The organism is Exiguobacterium sp. s80, from assembly GCF_018618725.1.
In the GTDB taxonomy this organism is placed as follows: Bacteria; Bacillota; Bacilli; order Exiguobacteriales; family Exiguobacteriaceae; genus Exiguobacterium_A; species Exiguobacterium_A oxidotolerans.
On record NZ_JACSMP010000001.1, the window covers coordinates 664331 to 687709 of the forward strand.

The window sequence follows — 23379 nt, forward strand, 5'->3', positions numbered from 1 at the left end:
TTTTTCAATCAATCTGTCTTGTTTATCATACAGGTAGAGAATGGAAGGTGACAATATGAAATGGAAAGATATACCTAAACCAATTAAAGTCAGACTCGTAACATCCTTTTTTAACCGGACGGTGTCATTCGCCATCATGCCGTTCATGGCCTTATTGTTCGTCGATGCCTTTAATAAAGTCATTGCCGGATTGTTTTTAATCAGTACCGTCTTCTTAAGTTTCTTCATCGGATTGATCGGCGGGTACCTCGCCGATCGTTTCCCGAGAAAACGGTTGCTCGTCCTCTCGACGACAGCGACCGGCTTGATGTTCCTTGCGATGACGATCAGTCTCGCCGTCAATCAGATGATTGCCTTCACGATTGCCTACGCCATCTTTACCGTCACGAGTAACATCGGGCGACCGGCGATGGGGGCGATCATCATCGACGCGACGACGCCGGACAACCGGCGGGCGGTCTATGCGATCGATTACTGGTTGATCAATCTCTCGATTGCACTCGGGACGGCACTCGGAGGCTGGCTCTACGTCAGCAACAAACTGTTCCTGTTCAGCTTATTGACGTGTACGTCGCTCCTCTTACCGGTCGCGTACCATTTCCTGCTCGACGAATCGAAACACGTCTGGCGGAAACAGCCGTTCCGGTCCGTCCTGACCGACATCACGAACAGTTACCGGATTGCCTGGCGCGACCGTCCGTTCGTCAAGGTCGTGCTCGGTTCGATGTGTATCCTCGCCGCCGAGTTTTCGATGGGCAGTTACGTCGCCGTCCGGCTGGCGGACGAGTTCAAGACCGTCGAATTCGGTGATCTCCTCGTCAACGGTGTCCGGATGGTCAGTCTGATCAATATCGAGAATACGATTCTTGTCGTCTGTCTGACGTTTTTCATCCAACGGCTCGCGAACCGATTTTCTAGCCGGAAGACGCTTGTCGCCGGATTGGCGTTATACCTGGTCGGTTACATGACCGTCACGAGTGCGAATTCGATGACCGTCCTGTTGACATTCATCTTCATCGCGACGATCGGGGAGTTGTTGTACTCACCGACGTTAAACGCTGAAAAAGCGAACATGATGCCGGAAGATAAACGGGGCGCCTACTCGGCGTTCGCCGGGACGTCCCACGCCGGGGCCGACTTGATTTCACGCTCGACGATCATTCTCGGAGCAGTCCTTGCCCCGTTCATGATGAGTGTCTACATCGGCCTGATCGTTTTCCTCGGATTGGTTTTAGCGTACTCAGGTCTATATCTGAAAGAAGCCGTTGAGACGAAACGAAACGTCTCGTAATCAAAAAGGAGTGGATGAAATGGAGGAATTGACAACGAAGCGGCACCGGTTACGGCGCTGGCGTTCGGGTGACGCCGAAAGCCTGTATGCCTATGCAAAAGATCCGCGTGTCGGACCGAATGCGGGCTGGGCACCGCACGCGTCCATCGACGAAAGCCGCGCCGTCATTACGATGTTTCAAGAAGCAAATGATGGTTATGCAATCGTCGACCGGGCGACGGACCAGGTCATCGGCAGCTTCGGGATGCATGCGCGCCGGCCGGTCGAGGCACTGGCTGACAAAAAACAAGTCGAGTTCGGATTCGTCCTGCATCCTGATTACTGGGGACAGGGACGGATGCCGGAGATCGTCGACGCGGCACTCGCTGTCGCTTTTGTGGAGCTTGAGATGGAGATCGTCTGGTCTGCCCACTTTGATTTTAACGGTCAATCGCAACGCGTCATCGAAAAGATGGGCTTCCGCCACGTGCTCGACCGGCTGTTCGTCATGGAGCGGATTGACGGGCGGACGGTGACGAGCCGGCTGTATCAATGGACACGGGAGCGGTATGAAGCGAAAAAATTATGTTGATTGGATCAGTAGCACAAGACGTCCCTCTCCGGATTATGGAAGAGGGACGTCTTGTTTTTTACGTTGTTTAACAATTAAAGAAGGAGCGGAGCGGTATTTACAGATGTTTACTTGTTTTACGTTTAGGTAGCAACAGGTTCAGAATAACGCTAATCAGCCCTGCCATGACGCATTTGAATAAGTAGTTATCCGTTAGTCCCACGAGGACATATCCGTTAAACTTTTGAATGACGGTGGCTTCAGGGACCCAGTCGATGACAAGTCCAATCCCGAACAGTGCCGGCAGGCTAAGTGCTAGATAGACAATGAGGAAGACGAGAATCAGCATCTTAATATTCATAAAAGGTAGCCTCGATCCCAGTGGGTTTAATTCATTCTACTTGAAAATGTCATTAAGTACCAAATGAAAATCGCTAACTCATAGCAATACTCGTTTGTAGCGGATTCTATGCATTTTTCGAACTAAATCACTTCTGCATCTGTCGTTTCGTAAGCAGCATCGGTAAGAAAAAGTAAAGATTCATACTGATCATCGAAATGAGATAACTGCTCAAAATGACGATTAATCCATTGACTCCAGTCTGATGTAAAACAAACTGTGGTAAAAAATAGGCGGCAAGTCCGATGGCGATAATCCATGTCCCTGACCAAACCGATAACCAGACGATGACGACGAGATAAAGCAATCCGATCGCATAACTGACAGGGAGCGAAAACGTCACGGTCGGTGAATCGATGAAGCGGTCGGCAAAAACGGTCACCAAGATACTGACTGAAAATAAGCCGCCGAACAGTCCGAACAGCACCTTTTGACGGACAGGACTGACCGTATGCGTCGACAGGTACCGCAAGATCAACGCGAGACAGACGATGAGTAATGCAACTGCGCTCGCAAAACTCAATAAGAGAATGGCGCTGTAGGAGACGGAACCATTAAAGAGCTGTTGAAAAAACGAAAAACTGGATCCACCTACTAACACAAGCCCGAAGATTTGCAACAGTCCTTTCCAATCAAAGGCCAGTTCGTTCGAAATCGACTGGATGTAAGCAGCCGGACTATCGCCGGTAATGGATTTGACCGATTTGCCATCCGTCTCAGCGTCGCGCAAGTGATCCTCGAGTTCGCTGACGATGTCTTGCGTCGCCTGTTCATTTTTTCCGGAAGCTAACAAATACACGTGTAAGTCGTCTAAAAAACGAGTTGATTCAGTGGATAAGGGATGCATCCATCATTCCTCCTTTAAAATCTGGTTGACGCTTGTCGAGAGTCTCTCCCAACGTGCCGAGAAAGCGGTCAGTTCGTCGCGTCCTGCCGAAGTAATGGCATAATACTTTCGTTTTGGTCCGCTCGGAGACTGGCGTTGCGTTGCTTCAATCCAACCCAATTTTTGCATCCGCATCAATAACGGATAAATCGTTCCTTCACTGACGTCAGCAAAGCCGTAGGTCGCAAGTTTCGTCGCCAGTTCATAACCGTAGACCTCTTCTTCCGCGATCAACGCAAGTAAACAACCGTCGAGAATGCCTTTTAACATTTGAGTAGATGACATCAGTATTCCTCGTTTCGCTATCATGTATTGCAAGGTAACTATAGCCTATCATTCAATAACATGTAATACAAGGTAGTGAATTAAATTTTCCTGATAATTGAAAAAAACAAGTGCAATCAGCATTGATATGCAATATATTAGTTTTATGGATAACTCAAAAAAGACTCTTAAAATCAAACGGACTTCCTTGAGTCAGGAAGTGTATCAACACTTGCAGCAACAAATCATCACCTTGGAACTGGCGCCGGGTGAAAAATTGAATGACCTGGAACTGGCAGAACAGTTCGGTGTCAGCCGGACGCCTGTCCGGGAAGCACTGAAAAAACTGGAAGAGGAGGGACTCGTCGTCTTTAAACCCGGTTCACGGACGAACGTGACGGCACTGGATGTGGTGCAGGCACGCGAGACGTTTCCGATCGTCGCGACGCTCCATGGACTCGCGAGTCAACTGGCGTTTCCGCACATTACGCCGGAGACGTTAGTGACGTTACGCAAGCTGAATACCGAATTTCGGACGGCAATCGGTCAGGAGGATGCCCTCGAAGCGATGCAATGTGATGATGCGTTTCATCATGTCTTTTTACAGGCAAGTCAGAATCAGCAACTGACTGAAACGTTGAGTCGCTTGACGCCGCTCGTCCGTCGGCTTGAGTTCGCCCAGTTCAGCCGGATCGGTAGTTCGTCGGCAGATGACCACGATGCGATCATACAAGCGTGCGAACAGCGGGATGTCGATTTACTCGTCCGGTTGACGAGGCAGAACTGGAATGGGCTCGGTCGCCATATCATCGCAGCACTGAAGGAGGAGTGAAAATGCGTCCGCTCGTACTCGGTACCTTGGCGGCATTGTTTTTTGCCGTCACCTTCATCTTGAACCAATCGATGCAAGGAAGTGGGGGGCACTGGATTTACAGTGCGGCACTCCGGTTTTATTTTATGCTGCCGTTGTTGTTTATAATCGTCGCCTTTCGCCGGCGGGTCGGACACGTCTTCCGGGCGCTCCGTGAAGACCCGAAATTTTGGCTCATCTACGGGACGATTGGCTTCGGCATTTTTTACAGCGGGATTTGTTTTGCTGCCGATCATGCGCCCGGTTGGTTGATCGCCGGGACGTGGCAACTGACAATCCTTGCTGGTCCGTTGCTTGCGCCGTTGTTTCACCAGAAGATTCCCTGGACGGCGTTACGATTTTCCCTTGTCATCGTCGCCGGCGTCATCGTCATGCAACTTGCCGTCGCGGAAAACGTCAGCCTGTCATCGATGCTGTACGGTGTCGTCCCGGTCCTGATTGCAGCGGTCGCCTATCCGCTCGGGAACCGGAAGATGCTCATACGGTACGGCGACCAACTCGACGTGTTCGACCGGATTCTCGGGATGACGCTCGCGAGTCTTCCGTTTTGGTTTATCTTGACGGCATTTGCATACCGTTCGAGTGGCGTCCCTTCGATGGCACAAGTATCACAGTCGGCACTCGTCGCAATCTTTTCCGGCGTCGTCGCGACGTCCTTGTTCTTTTACGCGACATCGCTCGTCCATCGTGATCCCGTCCGGCTCGCGACAATCGAGGCGACACAATCGTTCGAAATTTTGTTCACCGTCCTCGGAGAAGCCGTCTTTTTACACGCGGCATTTCCGTCAGGTCTCGGACTGCTCGGAATTATCCTCGTCATGCTTGGGATGACACTCCACAGTTTTCGGCAAGCCAGTCCGACCGTCATCTCGGATTGACTTTATTTCAACTACCTTAATTTAAAAATAACTTAGCAAACGAGGGAACAAGGATGGTACTTACAGGAACACTTGTCAACACAGGACTGATCATCGTCGGGACGTTACTCGGTCTCCTGTTTCACAGAATTCCCGAGCGGACGAAAGAAACGGTCGTCCAGGCAATCGGTCTCGCCGTCGTCGTGCTCGGTGTCCAGATGGGGTTGAAAAGTGAGAACTTTTTAATCGTCATCGGCAGTCTCGTCATCGGTGGGGCGCTTGGCGAATGGTTGCGGATCGATGAAAAGCTCAACCGGCTCGGCGAATGGCTCGAACTGAGAATCGGCCGGGGACGCCCGTCAAACATCGCTGAAGGATTCGTCACGGCGACGCTGATCTTCGTCATCGGCGCGATGGGCGTGCTCGGGGCGCTTGACGGCGGATTGCGTCAGGATCACGACGTATTGTATACGAAAGGATTGATTGACGGCTTTACGGCGCTCGTCCTCAGTTCGACGCTCGGCATCGGCGTCATCTTCTCCGCCATTCCCGTACTTCTGTATCAAGGGGCGATTGCCCTCGGTGCCGTCGCAATCACCCAATATGTTCCGGATGCCATCTTGCAACAGTTCATCGTCGAGATGACGGCGACCGGTGGGGTGATGATTTTAGCGATCGGGTTGAATCTTGCCGGTATCACAAAAATCCGGGTCGCAAATCTCCTGCCCGGCATCGTGATGGTGGCCCTGATTGTGACAGGACTTCAACTATCCGGATTTAATTAAAAAAACTGCGCCTTTCATCTCGGAGACATCTGTTGTCCACGAAATGAGGGGCGCAGTTTTTTTAGTGAATAGATTGAAGCGCGTCTTTAGGCAAAACATCGGTCGTGTAATCGGTCAGCTGGTGTTGATTGTAGTCGAACGTGTGTCGGCAAAGAGGACCGTTCAAGATGTTCGGTAAATAATGTTTTAAGTTACTGATGATCCCGATATTGTCCGGATCAAGAATCCAGTTTAGCGATTTCCAGTCGAGAATCCCTTCGCGCGTCACGAGCGGTGTCGGAAGTGTTTGACCATCCGGTAAGTCGGCGAGGTAGAGGTAGATGCCGACTGCCTGTTCAGCGCGTAGGACGGCTGTACCGGCGAACTGGACTTGTGACAGCATGATTCCCGTCTCTTCGAACGTCTCCCGGACGACAGCGGCAGTTGGTGTTTCACCGGGTTCGATTTTGCCGCCGACACCATTCCACATTCCCATCGCCGGCTGCTTTTGCCGGTTGAGCAGCAGGAAGTGATCGTCTTGGCGGACCAGGCAAAGCGTATACGGGTAGGGTACGTCCTGCACGATCAGAACAGCTCCTTTTTCCAACTCGCATACTGTTCGTCTGACGGGACGGGTTGGATCGTTTTCTTTCCATCCGTCCAAGTCGTCAAGGCTTGTTCCGTCAAAATCCGGTGGCCGGTTTCAGTCCGGACGGCAAGTAAACTCCGTTTATTGAACGGGGAGGCGGCATGCTGCTGGATGATTTGTTCGATCGCTGCGAGCTGCTCCGGCAAAAGCGTCTGTTGGGTATAAAAATGGTAGCCGATGATGAACGTGTCGTCGAGTCCTATCCGTTGCATTTCAAGCTGGTACCCGGAACCGTTCGGGGCAATCCGGAAGCTGCCGCTTGGTGAAAGGACGATCTCACCTGTCAATGGAACAGGGCGTAAGGCGAGATTGATTCCGAACCCACTGTCGACGAGGTACGTCGCGCCTGCATGCTGGAGTAGAATCGCGACATGGGTCGGACCGGTCGCCGACCAGACTTCATGTTCATTGTCATAGACGGTCGCTTTGACGAGCGCGACATCAAATCCTTTGATCCGCAAAATTTCATAGAGCAGATGATTTAAATCGTAACAGACACCGCCTGCTTGATTGGTGACGAACGTCTGCTCAAGGCGTGCTTCGTTAAAAGGTAACGTCCGTTTCGAGAGGACGGCCTGATTATCAAACGGCAGGTGGTAGGCGAATGCTTCTAATAGAGATGGTAAATCGTCAAACGTAATCGGCCGGTCAAGTGGAAACTGTATCCGGGATGCGATTGTTTTCATGAGAGATGACAATTGAATTCCTCCTTTTTCAATCTCCTTAGTATGGCACAAAATGTCTGGAATTTAATTAAACAGTCTGGATAGTACCGAATCAATTGATTTTTTAAAATGAAATGAATCGATGAAAAAAGAGTTTTCGGGAAATTAAAGCGAATAACGTTCAACTAGTTCCTCATTTAACGAATCACTAGCATCGCACATATCGATAAAGTATGGTGCCTGCCATTTTTGAGTTGCGATGGCTTGTTTACTTGTTGGTGTATCCCAACTTGGATAAACACGCATCGCCATCTTTCCTTTTGTTGCATCAGATGAAAGAATATTTTGTTGAAGAAGTACTTCTTTCGGAAAGATGAATTGTCCGAATGCTGTCTCATTTTTAAAAGTCGTGATGACTAATAAATCAGGGGCTTCGTCATATCGATAGGGCTGATTCTTATTGTTGTCGTCTTTTTCCCAAAAGACCACAAACTGTCCTAGTTTTGTAGGCGTTACATGTCCTATCCGAAAACGAACGGTTTTGGAAAATATTTTAAAAGTCCCAGCACCATAGTTCGCATTTTGTGGTTCTTCTTGAACCCTCTCTAATGGTAAACGATTGGGTTCATAAATGATTTTATTTACGTAATTCAGTACTTCGAAAAAATCATGCACGTTTCAGTTCACCTCTCAACGGATTTAAATCGTCTATAGTTAGTATAAAGCTGTATATCACAAATTCTATTTGAAATGACATTACGCGTATAAAGGAGATCATCAATGAGACAGTCTAAAACGAATATTGAAAAAGAGATTCCGATTTTCGGACTGAAGCAGGAAGGGGTGCATTATCAAAACAAGGCGAGCGTCTATGCTGTTGTCGTTGATAAGGAACAACAAAAATACCTAAGCGTTCGGACTAATTCACAACATTTCTTCCTTCCCGGAGGTGGGAGAGAAGTCGGTGAAACACCGGAGCAAGCACTTCACAGAGAACTGTTAGAAGAGACGGGTTATACGATTCGTATCGAAGCACCGATAGGACGGGCCAAACAGCATTTTATAGCACGAAACGGTGAAGCAATCCTCAACGATGCGTTTTTTTACAAAGTGACGTTACTCGAGTTGACACAAGCTGCAGTCGAAATGGATCATCATCCGGCGTGGCTTAGTCTTCAAGATACGGATAAGTTATTTCATGCGCATCAGACATGGGCAGTCAGGGAAGCCGTCGATTATTAAAATCATCGAATTAAAAGCAAATGCTGGCTCCGTAAACAAGGACACCTATTTGGCCAAAAGATTTGGGGCGATGGATGCTCTAATTTGGAGCACTTCGTTGTCTACGTGCTGTCTTCTCGGAACGGTGAAGTGAAGGAGTCAAAAAGCAACATAAAAGGGTTGTTCCGCTTCGTTTAAAATTTTAAGGATTCGTTCACTGAAATTTGACCAGGTCACCATGTCTAGAACTTCTTCTAAACTGAAAAAGCCGACTTCCAGACTTTCGCTGCTCGTTTGTAGTGTCCCACCGACTGCTTTTGCCAGCCAACAGGTCGCGCAAACATGTTGGCTTATGTTTTGATAGATGCCACAAAAGCGAGTCACCTCAATATCGATTCCGGATTCTTCTTTCACTTCACGGATGATTCCGTCCTCGATGGTTTCTCCTAGTTCAATGACCCCACCCGGAAATTCCCAACCTCGCTCTGGTCCTTTGATAAGCAGGATTTTTCCGTGTTCATCAAGGACGACGGCACCTGCTGAGAGTGAATGTTTTGGCATCATCTAATCTCCACCTTTATTTAAATATAAGACTTGTAACCGGCACTATATCTTGTTTTATGCTCTGTCAGTTAAATAATACTGGCTGTACAACCAACTGATGGCATCCTTTAAGTCACTTGCAATGTAGTCAATATGGATGTTATTTGTTTCGTCACGATGGTCGCGTAACGACATTTCCCCCGCACCTGTTCGTACTAAAATTTTAAGGCATCCTGCTTTTGAAGCCGCCAACATGTCGGTCCAACGATCCCCGATGACGACACAGTTGTTTAGCGTTAAATCATGGGTGTGTCGTGCTTCCATTAACATCAGGCTTCCGGCACGTACAACCTTCTTGAGGGGGGGTGGACATACGTAAACATCATCAAAACCGAATCTAGTCAATTCCTGTTGAAAGTCTTCGCTTGTTGCTAAGCCTTTAGAAATACCGGGCTGATTTGTGAATGAAAATAATGGAATCCGGTCTTCTTTTAATCGATTGATTGCCAAAGCGGTATACGGAAACAGTTCAAATTCTCCTGGGTAGTGCATGGTGGTACCCCCGCCGGTACCATCACGATCCAAAAAGACAGCTTCTATGTTTTTCATCGTTTTGATCTCCTGTCATGAATTTAGTAGGTACGCTACCCCATGCCATTAAACATGCTCATTTTTATAACAAATGAATCCGTTTAGAAGAAAAATGAACTCATTAAACATAGTCAAATACGCTAAACATACTCAAAATCACTCAAAATGAGTATGTTTAGCCAAAAATGAGTTAATTTATGATTTGCCGTCCATCTGTTTAGTTATTCCATTACATGCTGGTTGTTACTTTTTTTAATGTTATAAGATTGGCGATAACAGGCGCGAGATACTTTCTTTAAAGCGGATCATCCACGGACGGGCAGCGTATTTTTCCCGCGTTAACAAGCTACTATCGGCGACGTCTGATAAAAAGAGCAGTTCCAGTTCTTCGCCGACCGCCGCATACGTCGCCCAGTAGACGAACGGGTGATCCGGCTGGTTCGGAATCATGATCTTCAGGGAGACACCGGACGCTAAGGTGATTCGGCGGCAGGCATCCATGAAACTGGCGTCCGGAATAAAGTAGGATGACTGAATATAGATTGATTTTTCCGCCGTATCAATCATTTGGATCAACATGTTTTTCAAGTATTCCGTCTCTGACGTTGGACCGGACGTCACGATTTGAGCCGGGACACGGTCTGTCGAATCCGCTAGCGGTGGAATCGGTGCCGTTGACCAATCGGTTCGCTCACGGCTCGCGGCATCCCAGTCCTGTTCAAAATGAAACTCGAGTGCTTCGACGACGGGGCCGAGGACCCGCAGATGTGTATCACGCCAGTAACCGAACTGTTCGTCTTCCCCGAGGTACTCGGAGCCGACGTTAAAACCGCCGATATACCCGATTTGCCGGTCAATCGTACAAAGTTTCCGGTGATTGCGGTTGTTGATCCGCAGGTTGAAGATGCCGAACAGCGAAGCGAAAAACGACCGGACTTCACCGCTGTCTTGGTTAAAGGCAGCAAAGTCCTTCGCTTTGAGTTTCCAGGAGCCGATTGCATCATAGAGAACGCGCTGACGACGAAACCAAAACAGGTCATTCACAAAAATCTGTCCCACTCATCACAGCAACAGATTCTCAAGCAGGTATTTTAACGTTTAACGTCTAAAGTATAGCTTTAGACATACATAAGGAGTGAAACGACATGTTTACCCATCAAATCACAGAACGACTCGGATTAAAATTGATTGAACGGCAAGATGCCGACGCCCTGTTCGCCTTAGTCGACGCCAACCGGGACCACTTACGGGAGTGGCTCGGCTGGGTCGATGGAGCGACGGGACCGGACAGCTATCGCGACGAAGTGATTCCGGCCTGGCTGAAGCAGTATGCGGACGGAGACGGTTTCGCCTGCGGGATTTATTATGACGGCGCTCTAGTCGGAACGGTCGCCCTGCACGAAATCAATCAAACGTTACGCCAGACATCAATCGGCTATTACGTAACGGGAGCCGGGCGCGGAAAAAACCTGATGACGGAAGTCGTTCGCTTCATTACGGAGTACTGTTTCGTGAACCTCGGCTTGAACCGAGTCGTCATTGAATGTGCGGCCGGCAATACACGGAGTCAACGGATTCCCGAGCGGCTCGGGTTCGTCAAAGAAGGAACATTACGGTCGGCAGAACGGCTTTACGGAGATTTCCATGATATCATCGTCTACGCGATGCTTGCACAGGACTGGCAATCGAAAATGACACAGGTCGAACAAACGGAAGTAGGGCACAGCCGATGATAAATATCCGCTTTGAACCGATGACGGAAACGATGTATCAGACGTATTTACCGACGGCAATTGAAGAGTACGCCGCGGAAAAGGTGAAAGCCGGAACGTGGGTGGAAGCGGAAGCCATCGACCGGTCGACGGAAGAGTTTCGTCAACTCTTACCGGACGGACGCGCGTCAAAAGACAATTATCTTTTCTCGCTAGTCGATGAGGCGACGACTGAGGCGGTCGGGATGATGTGGTTTCATGTCGTGGAAAAAAAACAGGGACGGACGGCATTCATCTATGATTTTTCGGTTGATGCACATCACCAAGGAAAAGGCTACGGGCGACAGGCGATGGTGGCGCTTGAACAGGTCGCACGGCGGATGAACATCAAAATCATCGGACTTCATGTCTTTGCCCACAATACGCGGGCGATCAAGCTGTATGAATCGTCAGGGTACGCGCCGACGGATCTCCATATGGAAAAACGGTTGGATTAAATGAAAGCACGAAAGCAACTGTACCAGCTGCTTTCGTGCTTTTTGTTAGTTGAATTCGTTCAGCGCCACGTCTGTAACGTGTTCGCGAACTGGATGTCGGTCTCAAGTTCTCCTTCGATGCGTTTCAGAGCAAAGTCGTTCCCGGCCAACCAGTCGCGGAAATCGAACTCGACCGGCTCTTGGTCACCACCGAGCGCGAACCAGACCTTCAAGTCCTCCGGAAAGTACGCCGACGTATGAATCGTTCCGGCCCAGTGGGAGTAAAGCTCGGAAAAGACCCCTTTATCGGTATCGTTGAGCAGACGGAAGGCAGACTCCGCATCTTGAATCAAGTGCTGGTGCGACTTCATCTCCATCATCCGTCGTTTCGAGTCATCGAGATGGAACCGGTTTTCGTGTTGCAGTAAATCAAAGTGGTTCGTACAGAGATTCGTCTCCCGGACCTCGATGTCGCGTGCCGTCGCTTCGATGACGAACGAGCGCGCCGACTTGTCGTGGACGACGTAGGTGAAAGAACCGCGGTGCGGCAATTCCTTGACGAGCGAAATCGCGTCTTCGACCGATGTACACGTTTCGAGGATGATCCGGCCAATCATGAAACTGACGAAACCGTCTCCGGGGCGTCGCCGGTTGATGAAGTTGTAGCCCATCGCAAGACCGTGTTCGTTCATCCCGTCCATCCGACCGGTCACGCGTGACGCGGGACCGATGATGGCAGAACCGCCGTCCGTCGGTTGGAAAACGGAAAACCGTCCGTCGTAGGTCATTGGATGATAATCATAATTGCGGACTAAAAAATTGTCGCCCGTCATGATCGAACAGCCGCTTTTCGGACCTTCGACGCGGTAATGACCAAAGTGAAGCAATGTGTCTTCAAGCGACAGTTCAAGTTCATCCTGGAGTCCGAGGATTTCATCCCACATGTGCGGGACATACCGCAGGAACATTTCTTTTGTTTCGCCCGGGTCGACCTGAAAGCGTGGAACCCGAATCTTCCAGTTGTCTTCCCGGTTATGGAGTAATTCATTTTGTTTGACGTACCGTCCTTGTTCGCGACCGAACTCGTAATGGGTGCCGCGAAACTGAGTGATTTCATTAGCAACCTGTTGCATGACGACTCATCCTTTCTGCTTCTCGTACTGCCGATTATACCGAACGACTTAACAAAAGTCGTAGCCGACGCATTGGCGGTAACACATCATGGATTGGAAAAATTCCGTAAAAAGAGTCAAACATCGCTTCATTTTACCGATATAGAAAAGTGAGGGGGAAAATGGATGAAAAATTTGACAGTACGAAGAAAGATTCAAGTGTTGGTTGCGACAGCACTCGTCGCGATGGTCCTGATTACGAGTGCGAGCATCTACTTTTTAAATCAGATGGCCAATGCATCTGAAGCGATGTATGAAGAAAATTTAATTCCCGTTCAAGAAGTCGGGAAGATTCGGATTGATACCCGGGCGCTCGATTCGTTCCTCGTCGAGATGATGTTGACGAAAGATTCGGCACGACTCGAAGAACTGGAGGGTCTAATCGATCAACGCCAAGCACAAATCCGGACGGCGGTCGACAAGTTCGAGCGGACGGCGAACATTGGTGCCCGTGAGGCGAAGCAGCTTGAAGAACTAAACGATTACATCATCGCCTACGACAATGGACTCAGTACGATTCAAAGTTTAGCGATTGAAGGCAATAAAGAAGAAGCCTATCAAACATACTCTACTGGTCTCGAACAAGTTCGGGATCAAGTCGCTGATACGGCAGCAAGCTTAATGAAATCGATGACGAATCAAGCGAAGTCGATCAACGAACAAAATCAGGCAGAGAAACAGACAGCCTTTTACTTAATGGCGGCAATTTTCATCGGATCGTTGCTTTTGTTTGCGATTTTAGCGATTTACATCATTCGCTTAATCACGCGACCGATCCGTTCACTCCAAGGCTGGATGGAACAGTCGGGTGATGGTGATTTGACGGTACGTGGTGATTACAATTCAAAAGATGAACTTGGTCAATTAACAGCATCGTTCAATACGATGACGGAACAGTTGCATCATGTCATCGTCGAGATGACGGGCACGTCGAACCACGTCGCGAAAGCATCGGACGAACTGAGTGCGAACGCGGAAGCGACGACGAAAGCGACGGAACTCGTCGCCGTGACAATGGAAGAAATCGCGAGCGGATCGACACAACAACTAGGTCAAGTCTCGGGCGCGTCACGAACGGTCGAGGAATTGACGTCCGGCATCCGCCAAGTCGCGCGGAATGCGCAACAGATGTCTGACGTGACCGGCGACGCGATGGGGAAAGTCGAGCAAGGCAGTCAAGTCGTCGACACACTCGGCCGACAAATGGAACAAATCAATACGGACGTCACGGAACTTGGACACGTCATCGTCGGACTCGGTGGTCGCTCAAAAGAAATCGGGCAGATTACGGCGTCGATCACGGGCATCGCCGCGCAAACGAACTTACTTGCCTTAAATGCAGCGATTGAAGCGGCACGTGCCGGAGAGCAAGGGCGCGGATTCGCCGTCGTCGCAGCAGAAGTCAAGGCGCTCGCCGAACAATCGGCGGTTGCGGCGAAGCAAATCGAAGGATTGATTCAAGTCATTCAGCGGGAGACGGAACATTCCGTCGTCTCGATGGAGAAAGTATCAGGCGAGATGACGAGCGGGATTCACGTCGTCGCAGCAGCGAGTGATTCGTTCAAGGAAATCGAGCGCTCAATCGTCGACGTGACCGATCAAGTCGAAGAAGTATCCGGTGCTGTTCAGGAAATGGCAGCGGGCAGCGAACAAATCGCGGCCGTCATGCGGGAAATCCAGGGCGTCACGGAAAGTGCTGCTGCCGGAACGGAGAATATTTCAGCGTCGACGGAAGAACAGATGGCATCGATGCAGGAAATTTCATCGGCCTCGCAGTCGCTCGCGACGATGGCAGAGGATTTAAAAGGACTAGCGGACCGGTTTCAAGTTTGAATCGATTTCGGATCGTGAAAGATAAAATCATACAAAAACGACGGATGCGACGCTATTACAGCGAAAGGCATCCGTCGTTTTAATTGGTTACGAAATTTTAGTTTTATCCGTTTGCTTCGGGAACTGGTTGAATTTCGTCAGCATGAAGTGGATGACGCTATAGGCGATGAGCATCCCAAGTAAGCCACCGAGTGTGTTCAGCAATAGATCATCAACGTTGAAGGTACGACGGAAGAGCAGACCGACATAACTGAAGACAAATTGCAGCGTCTCAATCACAAAGCTCGTCAGAAAAAGGAACAGCAACCCTTTTGTGAACCGTGTTTTGAAAAGGACAACAAGATAGACGCCGAGCGGCAGGAACAAAAGGAAGTTATAAGCAGTCAACTTTACTGAATTCCAAAAGAACCAATTGCCTTGCTGTCCTGCAATCATCCAATCGTTAATAAAGTGGAAAGGGCGCAACTGAATTTCGATTGAACCTGCTTGCGGAGGGAATTGAACTACCTCCACCTACGCTACGCTAAGAGGTGGAGGATTCCTGAGTTATCCGACCTATCGGTCGAAACTTTATCAGGCTACCCCCGTCGTCCCGACGGTTGAGAGTTAATCTTGTCAGTTTTTTTTTACGCGGATGCCTACTTTGCTTGGTTTTCGCTACTTCGGTCATCCGCAAGGTGAACGTTGAAGATTTTACGTGACAGACGAACTCCCTGTCACAACCCTATATCTTCAGTTTTCAAAGAACATGACATTGATTTTATTCCTGATTTTGAGTGTTTTTAAACCAAGAATGTCGTGCAATTGACGTGTCTCAAGACACGTCTTGTCCGAAGGCGATTCATCTCCCACCTGCGCTGGGCTTCGCCCTGAGACGCTTAGAGGTGGGAGTATTCTCGCCTGATTTTGATAAATTGTCGTCCTTAAGATTGGACGCGTTTCGCTTTTTTTGTTTCCATAATATGAATGCGATGATTCCTGTCGCGATAAGATAAAACACACCATAGAGTTGCTGGATCAAATAAGGCAGATCAAACAGATGGATGATGCGAAATCCAGCTACAAGCATGAGACATAAGATGAATGCTAGTTTTGTACTCAAAACATTTACCTCCTAAATAATTTAAACAAGGAAAATGGGAATTAAATACCAAAAATAGGATAACACAACAAAAACCCATTCGTCTTTCATTATTAGGAATTAACATTGTTTTTGTGGAAAAAGCAGGGATTTTGAGTGGGAGTGCCGTAATATGCGTTTAAGGACAGTAAATGAAAATCGGAGGAATGAACATGACTTTTCCCGTTTTACAAACGGAGCGATTACAGCTCGTCGAAGTAACAGACGACCATGCGGAAGCATTATTTGAAATCTTATCGGACGAGGCGGTGACGCGCTTTTACGGGATGGACCCGTTGACATCTGCCGAACAAGGAACCATGATCGTCAAGTCATTCGACGATACCTATAAAACAAGACGCGGCATCCGCTGGGGGATGGTCGACAAGGAAACCGGAGCGTTCATCGGGACGATCGGCTTTAATCACTTGAGTGAATACAGCAAGAAAACAGAAATCGGTTTCGAATTAAGTCCCGCTTATTGGGGGAAAGGCTATACATCGGAAGCGGTCCGGGTAATTTTGCGGTATGCGTTTGAAGAACTTGATTTATTCCGTGTCGGAGCCGTCACCTTCCCGGATAATGTCGCGTCAATCCGTCTCCTCGAAAAACAAGGGTTCGTTCAAGAAGGCAAACTGCGGGGTTATCTCTATCAAGGTGGACGTTCGCATGATGGGTGTTTGTTTTCGATAATTCAACCGGACTGGGTGGTGAAATCATGAAAACACCGCAACGGTATTTCAACATACTTGGACTTTTCCTGATGGGCGGTATTTTTTTAACACTGGTGACGATGCCGGTCGCGATTGATAAAACCGGGCACCTGCACATCGACCGGACATTGTTTTTACATGATGAAAAATTGTTGTCCTTCACCGTATTCTTTTTTATTGCATTCGCGCTTTATTTTTTGGTCGTCAATCTACCGGCGTTCACATCCTTTACACAGAACAAAAAATAATCTTTTAAAAATCATTGAATAACGAGCTAGTTATATAATAGACTGGTTATGTTAGAACACGTGGCATAGGAAAAGAGGAGGAGGCGAGGGGCCATTGAACACAGACGTCGAAACAGTCAGTGCCTATTTGAAATTGCTGAGTGACGGAATCCGGCTTGATATGTTGAATCGCCTGCAAGAGCGTGAACACTGTGTCTGTGATTTCGTCGATGTGTATGGCATATCCCAGCCGGCAATCAGCCGGCATTTGAAATTATTACGGCAAGCGCACATCATCTTGGAACGACGCGATCGTCAGTGGATTCATTTTCGGCTTAATCCGGACCATTCACACTATGCATTGCTCGTGACGATTTTAGCAACACTCGAACGACCGTCCTTGACGGAAGGAAATATGTGCTGACCGGAAAGGTCACTTTTCGGTTGGTCGACAGCGTCCTTATATAACAAGGTTGTTATGTGAAGTTGCTGAAATTAAAATTTTTTATAGAAATGAAGTGACGATTTTGACTGGAACACACGTACTTGCGATTGGAATCTTTTTAATCACGTTATTTTTAATCATCAAACAACCGAAAGGTCTCGGGATCGGTTATTCGGCGATCGGGATGGCCATCATCGCCTTGCTGACCGGCGTCGTCAATCTGGACGATGTCGCGACCGTTTGGGGCATCATCTGGAACGCGACCTTTACCTTTATCGCGTTGATCATCATCTCGCTGATTTTAGACGAGATCGGCTTCTTTGAATGGGCCGCCTTACATATGGCACGAATCGCCAAAGGCGGCGGATTGAAATTGTTCATCTACATGACGCTGCTTGGGGCAGGGGTCGCTGCCTTGTTCGCAAATGACGGCGCCGCGTTGATTTTGACACCAATCGTCCTCGCGATGGTCCGGCACTTAAAGTTACCGGATTATGTCGTCCTCGCGTATGTCTTCGCGTCCGGCTTCATCGCCGATACGGCAAGTCTGCCGTTCGTCGTTTCGAACCTCGTCAACATCGTCTCGGCCGACTTCTTTGACATCGGCTTTACGGACTATGCGGCACGGATGGTGTTCGTCAACGTCTTTGCGGTTTCCGGGAGTTTACTCGTACTTTATCTTTACTTCCGTAAGAGTATTCCGAAGACTTATGACGTGACACAACTCGTCGCACCACGCGCGGCAATCAAAGATCAGCGAATGTTCAAATTATCATGGGTGGTCCTCGTGCTGCTTGTCGTCGGTTACTTCACGAGTGATCTTATCGGGATTCCCGTCAGTCTCGTTGCCGGCGTCATCGCCTTGTTCTTCTTACTGATGGCCCGCCGTTCACCAAGTGTCCCGACGAAACGAGTCATCGCTGGTGCACCATGGGCAATCGTCTTCTTCTCGCTCGGGATGTACATCGTCGTTTACGGGCTTCAAAATGCCGGTCTGACGCAACTTTTAGCGGACATCATCGATGGATTTGCGACAAATCTCGCCGCCGCGACGTTCGGGATGGGCTTCCTCGCTGCCATTTTGTCATCGATCATGAACAACATGCCGACCGTGATGATTGATGCACTCGCGATCGATCTCAGTCAGGCAACAGGATCGATCCGGGAGGCCTTGATTTATGCCAATGTCATTGGCTCCGACTTAGGTCCGAAAATCACGCCGATCGGGAGTCTTGCGACGTTACTTTGGTTACACGTCTTACGGACGAAAGGTGTTAAAATCGGGTGGGGACAATACGTTAAGATTGGAACGATTTTAACGGTTCCGACGCTTGCGATCACCTTACTTGGTCTTTACATCAGCTTGTTACTTTACTAAGGGGGATTATTCATGAAACTACTCATCATCGGTTCAGTTGCTGCCGGAACATCGGTCGGCGCGAAAGCCCGTCGGAACGACGAATCATTACAAATTACGATTTACGACCGCGATCAAGACATCTCGTACTCGGGTTGCGGCATCCCGTACTTCGTCGGTGGTGAGATCGAAGACATCGATACCTTGACACCACGGGACGCGGCATTCTTTAAAAAACGCTACAACATCGACGTCAAGACCCAACATGAAGTCGAATCAATCAATCATCAGACGAAGACGGCGACCATCTTAAATGGCGTAACGGGTGAACGCTTTGAGGATACGTACGATACGCTGGTCCTCGCGACAGGGGCCTCAAGCATCATTCCGCCATTTCCCGGTGTTGATGCACCAAACGTCTTTTCCGTCCGGAACGTCCAGAACGCCGGTGCGATCCGTACGTACATCGAGCGACACGATCCGAAGACAGTCACGATCGTCGGTGGCGGATTCATCGGACTTGAGATGGCGGAACAATTGACGTATCGCGGCATTGCCGTCACGCTCGTCGAACGGCTGCCGCAAGTCATGCCGCCGCTTGATTTTGATATGGCATCGCGTGTCGGTGATCATCTTGAAAGTAAAGGGGTCCGGCTGTTGTTAAATGAATCCGTCTCGGCATTGACGGGCGAAGGCGAAGTCACGCAAGTCGAACTCGCGAGCGGAAAATCGATTGCGACGGATTTCGTCATCCTCTCGGTCGGCGTCAAACCGAACACGGAACTGGCGACGCAAATCGGCGTCACACTCGGTCAGACGGGGGCGATTGCCGTCAATCCGCAAATGCAGACGAACGTGAAAGACGTCTACGCCGTCGGAGACGTCGCAGAGAGCTTTTCCGTCATTACGGGAGAAGCAATCTATCGGCCGCTCGGTTCAACAGCGAACAAGATGGGTCGGATTGCCGGGATGGTCATCACCGGCGAAGAGGCGGCACATCGCGGCATTCTCGGGACGGGGATTTTCAAGGCATTCGATTTGACGGTCGCCCAAACCGGCTTGACGGAAAAAGAAGCCCTTGCCGCCGGATTCGATATTGAGATTTTACACAACATTAAACCGGACCGTCCCGAGTATATGGGCGGAAAGGACATGGTCATCAAAGCGATTGCTGACCGTAAAACGGGACGGGTCCTCGGGGCACAAATCGTTGGACCGCAAGGCGTCGACAAACGGATAGATGTCCTCGCGACGGCAATCACATTCAAGGCGAAAGCGGAAGACTTATTCCACCTCGATCTTGCCTATGCCCCGCCGTTCTCGACGACAAAAGATCCTGTCCTCTACACGGGGATGGCACTTGATAATGCGATTAAGAAGACGGCCCGCTTAGTGACGCCGGAAACATTGGTCGAGCAAACAGCGACGGAAGAATCGATTCAAATCATCGATACGCGGTCGAAAAAACAGTTCGAGAAGAATCATGTCGACGGCGCGGTTCATATCCCGCTCGGCGAACTGCGGACGCGGGCTGCGGAACTCGACCCATCCATCCCGACGGTCGTCTATTGTAATAAAGGCGTCACCGGCAATGCAGCGCAAAACGTGCTCAAGAATCTCGGGTTTACGGATGTCTGTAACTTGTCCGGTGGAAATACGAACTATCAGCACCTGAAGCATTGTTTTTCTAAGAAATAAGCGCAAAAATCGCATAAACAGGGACCACGCTCCGTCTGACGGAATGTGGTTCTTTCAGCGTGCAGACAAACTATTATGAAGCGTGAACATGCGATAACGAGAGGCAATCCGTTCGCGCTTCCTTATCTTGTCTCGCCTCGCCCGAGGAAAGCAACGAAAACAGACGCGCGATCTCCCGATAGCACTTTGTCTACAGTCTGCAAGAACCACGCTCCGCTAGTCGGAACGTGGTTCTTTATCTTGTCTATTAATTTAATCGTGTAGCGTCACTGTGAAAGGCTGACCTTTTTTAATGACCTGCTGCTGCGCATCAAGGACGTCACTCGTCAAAAACTCGAGTTTTTCAACGGGACGTTCCGTGATGAAACCGAGGTTGCCGCTGCGCTGTTCCGATGGCTCATATGTCCCGGCCAATGCTTCGAGGTACAGGTCATCATCAATCGTTTTTTCTGTCGATTGATTGATTTTTACATGAGCAACCGGGTTGAACGTGACCGGTTGCTTGCTCGTATTCGTAACCGTGACGCGGATCTTCACCATATCGAATGCTTCTTCATGGGTGAAGCCGTGAAAGAAATCAATCATCGCGTAACTCGGACGGGTCTGAATAACTTTTACTTCCTCGATTGTCATGTCAATCGGTCCAATCGAGTGAGTTTGTTTGACGAACTGGATTTGTTGTAACGTCAATTCACCTTTATCGTCACGAACCGTCTGATTCCGTTTCGTCAACATCCGGTCGTCCGGCAATTGCGGGTTCGGCACATAGACGTCCGTCTTTTCAAGTGCGACGGAGGTGTGTATGACGGGTGGTGCCGGCACGGCTTGTTGATCAGCTGAAGAATCACTACATCCGGCGAGGATGGTTCCAAGCGTGATCGAGAGCAGGAGTCGCTTCATGATGGACCTCCTTATTTATTCTTTTTCAAGAGATCAAAAATGATTTTGGCGTGATCCGTATTGTCGACTTGTCCGGCAAACCGGTCTTTAGCCGGTCCATAGGCATAGACGGGAACGTCTTCTCCCGTATGTCCGCCCGTCGTCCAACCCGTGTGCGACCGTTGATTGAAGATTTCTTCAATCGCGTTATCGACGTCTGTCACGTTCTTAGAGGCAGCAGCTCGTTCGACCGAAGTGAATTCCTCTTCCGTCAAAGCCAATTTTTGTTGATCGATGTACGTCGTCAAGGTTTTGCGGACATCGGCGCCGGAAACGATTTTTTCAGCCATGAAGTCGGGTGTTTTCTTTGCTGCTTTAATCGGCTCGGCGAACCAGTTATAAATCCCGTCTGCCCCGATTGAATAGCCACCCGTCGAATGATCGGCCGTCGCGACGACGAGCGTATGCTTGTCCTTTTTCGCAAAGGCGATTGCCGCTTTAAACGCCCGTTCGAAATCTTCCATTTCACTCATCGCGCCGACGATGTCGTTATCATGTCCGGCCCAGTCGATTTGACTCCCTTCGACCATCAGGAAGAAGCCTTTTTTGTTCGTATCGAGTCGTTTAATCGCCGCATTCGTCATTTGCTCCAATGAGGGAACGGTATTTTCGCGGTCGATCCGTTTTGCTAAACCGCCATCGGCAAACAGACCGAGGACTTGTTTGTTGCGGTCGGCATTTAATTCGTCAAGATCCGTCACGTATCCGTAACCGTCTTTTTTGAATGCTTTCGTCAAATCGACATCCGGACGGACGAAGTTGGATTTACCGCCGCCGAGTAAAACATCGATCTTATGTTTCCCGTTAATCCGTTCCTTAAAGTAATCATCTGCGATCGCGTTCATGTTTTTCCGATTTTCGTCATGAGCGCCGAACGAAGCCGGTGTCGCATGGGTGATTTCTGACGTCGCGACGAGTCCCGTTGACTTACCGCGTTCTTTCGCCGCTTCAAGGACGGTCTTGACTTCAGACTTATCATTGTCGACGGCAATCGCTGCGTTGTACGTCTTGACGCCGGAAGACATTGCGGTTGCGGCAGAGGCAGAGTCGGTGATGTTTTGTGCCGGATCTTCCGGATAGGTCATTTGCTGACCGACGAGATACTGGTCGAAGGCTGTTTTTTCGGCGACGGTCGTCGTCGGATCATTTTTTAAGTAGCGGTGCGCCGACGTATAGGAAACACCCATCCCGTCACCGATTAAAAAGATGACGTTGCGGATTTCCGGCGTCTTCTTGTATTTGCTTTTGGCATCGGCATCCGGTGTCGATACCATCGTGCCGAGCGATAAGGTCGATAGGGCGAGAATCGGGATCAGTCGTTTCAGTTTCATGGTAATTCCTCCTTGGTCATTTAAAGAACAGTATGTATTGCCTACATTCATCATCCTACTGAAGGAATATGAACGGAAGATGAGAAAAATGTAAACAATTATGAAGAAGTAATGACAAGGAGCTAAGAAAAAGGAGTTGGCATGCCTTACGAAACAAAAATATGAAAAAACTAGTCAGCGAAGCCACCGGCTAGTTAGTGTGAAGCGTGTTAAACGAGGAGTAAGCCCATCAAAATCGTATCATAATACAAGCCGTCCGCAAGCAGTCGGTCGTGCTTGAGTCGTCCTTCGACTTGAAACCCGGTTGTCTGATACAAACGAACGGCCCCTTGATTCGTCTCGACGACGGTCAATTGAATCTTTTGCAGTTCGACCGTCCGTGCCCAGTCAAGTGTCGTCTGTAAGAGAGCCCGCCCGATGCCTTGCCCCCAAAAGTCACGGACGACCCCGACGCCGAAGTCGGCTTTATGTGCGAACCGACGCAAGGGGAAACCGACACAGCGGGCATAACCGACGAGTTGTCGATCCACTTCAGCGACGAGCAGGGAGTGGGGAATACCGGTCTCATGCTGAATCAATTGCAGAAATCCCTTTTCATCCAGCACGTCTTCGCCCGGGAATCGGTCAAAGTGGTCCGTTTCTGCATCGAGTCTCGCGCGTAGTAAAGCAAGCTGTCGTGCATCCGTAGGTTCTGCCGGACGAATCGTGTACGTTACAGATTGAATGTTCGCGTCAATTGGATCCATCATATTCGCCTCCAAACTAGTAGAATCAAAATCGCCCCCCTTAAGGATGCCATAGATA

General features: G+C 49.3%; 27 protein-coding genes and 2 pseudogenes. 14 read left to right on the top strand and 15 right to left on the bottom strand.

Annotation, left to right across the window (positions count from 1 at the left end; translation table 11 throughout):
* The first annotated feature begins 55 nt into the window (after window positions 1-55).
* Both KNP94_RS03475 and KNP94_RS03480 read left to right on the top strand, forming a co-directional pair.
* Window positions 56-1291, top strand: coding sequence for an MDR family MFS transporter (locus KNP94_RS03475; protein ID WP_215115229.1), 1236 nt, complete (start codon window positions 56-58; stop codon window positions 1289-1291).
* 19 nt (window positions 1292-1310) lie between these two features.
* On the top strand, window positions 1311-1862 hold the full coding sequence (locus KNP94_RS03480) for a GNAT family N-acetyltransferase (protein ID WP_215115230.1): 552 nt from the start codon (window positions 1311-1313) through the stop codon (window positions 1860-1862).
* Between the two features lie 97 nt (window positions 1863-1959).
* Here the strand turns inward: KNP94_RS03480 and KNP94_RS03485 are convergent, their stop codons facing one another.
* From KNP94_RS03485 to KNP94_RS03495, 3 genes are all read right to left on the bottom strand, one after another.
* Window positions 1960-2202, bottom strand: a complete 243-nt coding sequence (locus KNP94_RS03485) for a hypothetical protein (RefSeq protein WP_215115231.1) — start codon at window positions 2200-2202, stop codon at window positions 1960-1962.
* 127 nt (window positions 2203-2329) lie between these two features.
* Complete coding sequence (locus tag KNP94_RS03490; protein ID WP_215115232.1) at window positions 2330-3088, bottom strand: HAAS domain-containing protein; 759 nt, start codon at window positions 3086-3088, stop codon at window positions 2330-2332.
* Window positions 3089-3091: 3 nt separating this feature from the next.
* A complete protein-coding gene (locus KNP94_RS03495) occupies window positions 3092-3412 on the bottom strand; it encodes a PadR family transcriptional regulator (RefSeq protein ID WP_214812061.1) in 321 nt (106 codons plus the stop codon).
* Between the two features lie 145 nt (window positions 3413-3557).
* Between KNP94_RS03495 and KNP94_RS03500 the strand changes: the two genes are divergently transcribed.
* Genes KNP94_RS03500 through KNP94_RS03510 form a run of 3 tightly spaced genes read left to right on the top strand, consistent with a single transcriptional unit; the run spans window position 3558 to window position 5904 of the window.
* Window positions 3558-4223, top strand: a complete 666-nt coding sequence (locus tag KNP94_RS03500) for a GntR family transcriptional regulator (RefSeq protein WP_214812064.1) — start codon at window positions 3558-3560, stop codon at window positions 4221-4223.
* A gap of 2 nt (window positions 4224-4225) precedes the next feature.
* A complete protein-coding gene (locus KNP94_RS03505; protein WP_215115233.1) occupies window positions 4226-5140 on the top strand; it encodes a DMT family transporter in 915 nt (304 codons plus the stop codon).
* A 53-nt stretch (window positions 5141-5193) separates the two neighbouring features.
* Window positions 5194-5904 carry a DUF554 domain-containing protein gene (locus KNP94_RS03510; protein ID WP_214894197.1) on the top strand — a complete coding sequence of 237 codons (711 nt, stop codon included), beginning with the start codon at window positions 5194-5196 and terminating at the stop codon, window positions 5902-5904.
* A gap of 61 nt (window positions 5905-5965) precedes the next feature.
* Here the strand turns inward: KNP94_RS03510 and KNP94_RS03515 are convergent, their stop codons facing one another.
* The 3 genes from KNP94_RS03515 to KNP94_RS03525 all read right to left on the bottom strand — a co-directional run bounded on the left by KNP94_RS03515 (window position 5966) and on the right by KNP94_RS03525 (window position 7872).
* On the bottom strand, window positions 5966-6466 hold the full coding sequence (locus KNP94_RS03515) for an NUDIX hydrolase (protein ID WP_215115234.1): 501 nt from the start codon (window positions 6464-6466) through the stop codon (window positions 5966-5968).
* Between the two features lie 2 nt (window positions 6467-6468).
* Entirely contained in the window at window positions 6469-7230 is a 762-nt protein-coding gene (locus tag KNP94_RS03520; RefSeq protein WP_251132556.1) for an arylamine N-acetyltransferase family protein, read from the bottom strand.
* A gap of 132 nt (window positions 7231-7362) precedes the next feature.
* On the bottom strand, window positions 7363-7872 hold the full coding sequence (locus tag KNP94_RS03525; RefSeq protein ID WP_215115235.1) for a MepB family protein: 510 nt from the start codon (window positions 7870-7872) through the stop codon (window positions 7363-7365).
* Between the two features lie 105 nt (window positions 7873-7977).
* Here KNP94_RS03525 and KNP94_RS03530 point away from each other — a divergent pair, with 105 nt between their 5' ends.
* Window positions 7978-8439, top strand: coding sequence for an NUDIX domain-containing protein (locus KNP94_RS03530; RefSeq protein WP_215115236.1), 462 nt, complete (start codon window positions 7978-7980; stop codon window positions 8437-8439).
* 138 nt (window positions 8440-8577) lie between these two features.
* Here the strand turns inward: KNP94_RS03530 and KNP94_RS03535 are convergent, their stop codons facing one another.
* The 3 genes and pseudogenes from KNP94_RS03535 to KNP94_RS03545 all read right to left on the bottom strand — a co-directional run.
* Window positions 8578-8982, bottom strand: a complete 405-nt coding sequence (locus tag KNP94_RS03535; RefSeq protein ID WP_215115237.1) for an NUDIX hydrolase — start codon at window positions 8980-8982, stop codon at window positions 8578-8580.
* 54 nt (window positions 8983-9036) lie between these two features.
* A pseudogene (locus KNP94_RS03540) lies at window positions 9037-9570 on the bottom strand (HAD-IIIA family hydrolase).
* 240 nt (window positions 9571-9810) lie between these two features.
* A pseudogene (locus tag KNP94_RS03545) lies at window positions 9811-10566 on the bottom strand (phospholipase D-like domain-containing protein); the annotation flags it as partial.
* 131 nt (window positions 10567-10697) lie between these two features.
* Here KNP94_RS03545 and KNP94_RS03550 point away from each other — a divergent pair.
* Both KNP94_RS03550 and KNP94_RS03555 read left to right on the top strand, forming a co-directional pair.
* A complete protein-coding gene (locus KNP94_RS03550) occupies window positions 10698-11285 on the top strand; it encodes a GNAT family N-acetyltransferase (RefSeq protein WP_215115239.1) in 588 nt (195 codons plus the stop codon).
* Window positions 11282-11761, top strand: coding sequence for a GNAT family N-acetyltransferase (locus tag KNP94_RS03555; protein ID WP_214765889.1), 480 nt, complete (start codon window positions 11282-11284; stop codon window positions 11759-11761). Before KNP94_RS03550 ends, KNP94_RS03555 begins: the two co-directional genes overlap by 4 nt.
* A gap of 59 nt (window positions 11762-11820) precedes the next feature.
* Here KNP94_RS03555 and KNP94_RS03560 read toward each other — a convergent pair whose 3' ends face one another.
* The gene (locus tag KNP94_RS03560) at window positions 11821-12873 is read right to left on the bottom strand and encodes a C45 family autoproteolytic acyltransferase/hydrolase (RefSeq protein WP_088836998.1); all 1053 of its coding nucleotides are present in this window, start codon (window positions 12871-12873) and stop codon (window positions 11821-11823) included.
* 165 nt (window positions 12874-13038) lie between these two features.
* On the opposite strand from KNP94_RS03560, the gene KNP94_RS03565 reads away from it, so the two are divergent.
* Window positions 13039-14745 carry a methyl-accepting chemotaxis protein gene (locus KNP94_RS03565; RefSeq protein ID WP_215115240.1) on the top strand — a complete coding sequence of 569 codons (1707 nt, stop codon included), beginning with the start codon at window positions 13039-13041 and terminating at the stop codon, window positions 14743-14745.
* An 87-nt stretch (window positions 14746-14832) separates the two neighbouring features.
* On the opposite strand, the gene KNP94_RS03570 is transcribed toward KNP94_RS03565, so the two are convergent.
* Together KNP94_RS03570 and KNP94_RS03575 are read right to left on the bottom strand one after the other, a co-directional pair.
* Window positions 14833-15258: a VanZ family protein gene (locus KNP94_RS03570; RefSeq protein ID WP_371815998.1), complete on the bottom strand. Its 426-nt coding sequence runs from the start codon at window positions 15256-15258 to the stop codon at window positions 14833-14835.
* Between the two features lie 328 nt (window positions 15259-15586).
* Window positions 15587-15847 (bottom strand): hypothetical protein, encoded by a 261-nt coding sequence (locus tag KNP94_RS03575; RefSeq protein ID WP_215115241.1) that lies wholly within the window; start codon window positions 15845-15847, stop codon window positions 15587-15589.
* Window positions 15848-16038: 191 nt separating this feature from the next.
* Between KNP94_RS03575 and KNP94_RS03580 the strand changes: the two genes are divergently transcribed.
* The 5 genes from KNP94_RS03580 (at window position 16039) to KNP94_RS03600 (ending at window position 20305) form a co-directional block, all read left to right on the top strand.
* A complete protein-coding gene (locus KNP94_RS03580; RefSeq protein WP_214894210.1) occupies window positions 16039-16587 on the top strand; it encodes a GNAT family N-acetyltransferase in 549 nt (182 codons plus the stop codon).
* The gene (locus KNP94_RS03585; RefSeq protein WP_215115242.1) at window positions 16584-16826 is read left to right on the top strand and encodes a hypothetical protein; all 243 of its coding nucleotides are present in this window, start codon (window positions 16584-16586) and stop codon (window positions 16824-16826) included. The genes KNP94_RS03580 and KNP94_RS03585 overlap by 4 nt, the downstream gene beginning before the upstream one ends.
* A gap of 94 nt (window positions 16827-16920) precedes the next feature.
* Window positions 16921-17229, top strand: a complete 309-nt coding sequence (locus KNP94_RS03590; RefSeq protein ID WP_214765897.1) for an ArsR/SmtB family transcription factor — start codon at window positions 16921-16923, stop codon at window positions 17227-17229.
* Between the two features lie 94 nt (window positions 17230-17323).
* Window positions 17324-18628 (top strand): arsenic transporter, encoded by a 1305-nt coding sequence (locus KNP94_RS03595; protein ID WP_214894212.1) that lies wholly within the window; start codon window positions 17324-17326, stop codon window positions 18626-18628.
* 12 nt (window positions 18629-18640) lie between these two features.
* Window positions 18641-20305, top strand: a complete 1665-nt coding sequence (locus KNP94_RS03600) for an FAD-dependent oxidoreductase (RefSeq protein ID WP_215115243.1) — start codon at window positions 18641-18643, stop codon at window positions 20303-20305.
* 252 nt (window positions 20306-20557) lie between these two features.
* On the opposite strand, the gene KNP94_RS03605 is transcribed toward KNP94_RS03600, so the two are convergent.
* The 3 genes from KNP94_RS03605 to KNP94_RS03615 form a co-directional block, all read right to left on the bottom strand.
* A complete protein-coding gene (locus KNP94_RS03605) occupies window positions 20558-21205 on the bottom strand; it encodes a DUF4352 domain-containing protein (protein WP_215115244.1) in 648 nt (215 codons plus the stop codon).
* An 11-nt stretch (window positions 21206-21216) separates the two neighbouring features.
* Window positions 21217-22575, bottom strand: coding sequence for an alkaline phosphatase (locus KNP94_RS03610; RefSeq protein ID WP_215115245.1), 1359 nt, complete (start codon window positions 22573-22575; stop codon window positions 21217-21219).
* Window positions 22576-22784: 209 nt separating this feature from the next.
* Entirely contained in the window at window positions 22785-23321 is a 537-nt protein-coding gene (locus KNP94_RS03615) for a GNAT family N-acetyltransferase (RefSeq protein WP_251132559.1), read from the bottom strand.
* Window positions 23322-23379: the final 58 nt, after the last annotated feature.

Excerpts from the sequence above, each read along its gene's own strand:
- KNP94_RS03475 (WP_215115229.1), top strand. The coding sequence starts at position 56 with ATGAAATGGAAAGATATACCTAAACCAATTAAAGTCAGACTCGTAACA.
- KNP94_RS03480 (WP_215115230.1), top strand. The coding sequence starts at position 1,311 with ATGGAGGAATTGACAACGAAGCGGCACCGGTTACGGCGCTGGCGTTCG.
- KNP94_RS03485 (WP_215115231.1), bottom strand. The coding sequence starts at position 2,202 with ATGAATATTAAGATGCTGATTCTCGTCTTCCTCATTGTCTATCTAGCA.
- KNP94_RS03490 (WP_215115232.1), bottom strand. The coding sequence starts at position 3,088 with ATGCATCCCTTATCCACTGAATCAACTCGTTTTTTAGACGACTTACAC.
- KNP94_RS03495 (WP_214812061.1), bottom strand. The coding sequence starts at position 3,412 with ATGTCATCTACTCAAATGTTAAAAGGCATTCTCGACGGTTGTTTACTT.
- KNP94_RS03500 (WP_214812064.1), top strand. The coding sequence starts at position 3,558 with ATGGATAACTCAAAAAAGACTCTTAAAATCAAACGGACTTCCTTGAGT.
- KNP94_RS03505 (WP_215115233.1), top strand. The coding sequence starts at position 4,226 with ATGCGTCCGCTCGTACTCGGTACCTTGGCGGCATTGTTTTTTGCCGTC.
- KNP94_RS03510 (WP_214894197.1), top strand. The coding sequence starts at position 5,194 with ATGGTACTTACAGGAACACTTGTCAACACAGGACTGATCATCGTCGGG.
- KNP94_RS03530 (WP_215115236.1), top strand. The coding sequence starts at position 7,978 with ATGAGACAGTCTAAAACGAATATTGAAAAAGAGATTCCGATTTTCGGA.
- KNP94_RS03535 (WP_215115237.1), bottom strand. The coding sequence starts at position 8,982 with ATGATGCCAAAACATTCACTCTCAGCAGGTGCCGTCGTCCTTGATGAA.
- KNP94_RS03550 (WP_215115239.1), top strand. The coding sequence starts at position 10,698 with ATGTTTACCCATCAAATCACAGAACGACTCGGATTAAAATTGATTGAA.
- KNP94_RS03555 (WP_214765889.1), top strand. The coding sequence starts at position 11,282 with ATGATAAATATCCGCTTTGAACCGATGACGGAAACGATGTATCAGACG.
- KNP94_RS03560 (WP_088836998.1), bottom strand. The coding sequence starts at position 12,873 with ATGCAACAGGTTGCTAATGAAATCACTCAGTTTCGCGGCACCCATTAC.
- KNP94_RS03565 (WP_215115240.1), top strand. The coding sequence starts at position 13,039 with ATGAAAAATTTGACAGTACGAAGAAAGATTCAAGTGTTGGTTGCGACA.
- KNP94_RS03580 (WP_214894210.1), top strand. The coding sequence starts at position 16,039 with ATGACTTTTCCCGTTTTACAAACGGAGCGATTACAGCTCGTCGAAGTA.
- KNP94_RS03585 (WP_215115242.1), top strand. The coding sequence starts at position 16,584 with ATGAAAACACCGCAACGGTATTTCAACATACTTGGACTTTTCCTGATG.
- KNP94_RS03600 (WP_215115243.1), top strand. The coding sequence starts at position 18,641 with ATGAAACTACTCATCATCGGTTCAGTTGCTGCCGGAACATCGGTCGGC.
- KNP94_RS03605 (WP_215115244.1), bottom strand. The coding sequence starts at position 21,205 with ATGAAGCGACTCCTGCTCTCGATCACGCTTGGAACCATCCTCGCCGGA.
- KNP94_RS03610 (WP_215115245.1), bottom strand. The coding sequence starts at position 22,575 with ATGAAACTGAAACGACTGATCCCGATTCTCGCCCTATCGACCTTATCG.
- KNP94_RS03615 (WP_251132559.1), bottom strand. The coding sequence starts at position 23,321 with ATGGATCCAATTGACGCGAACATTCAATCTGTAACGTACACGATTCGT.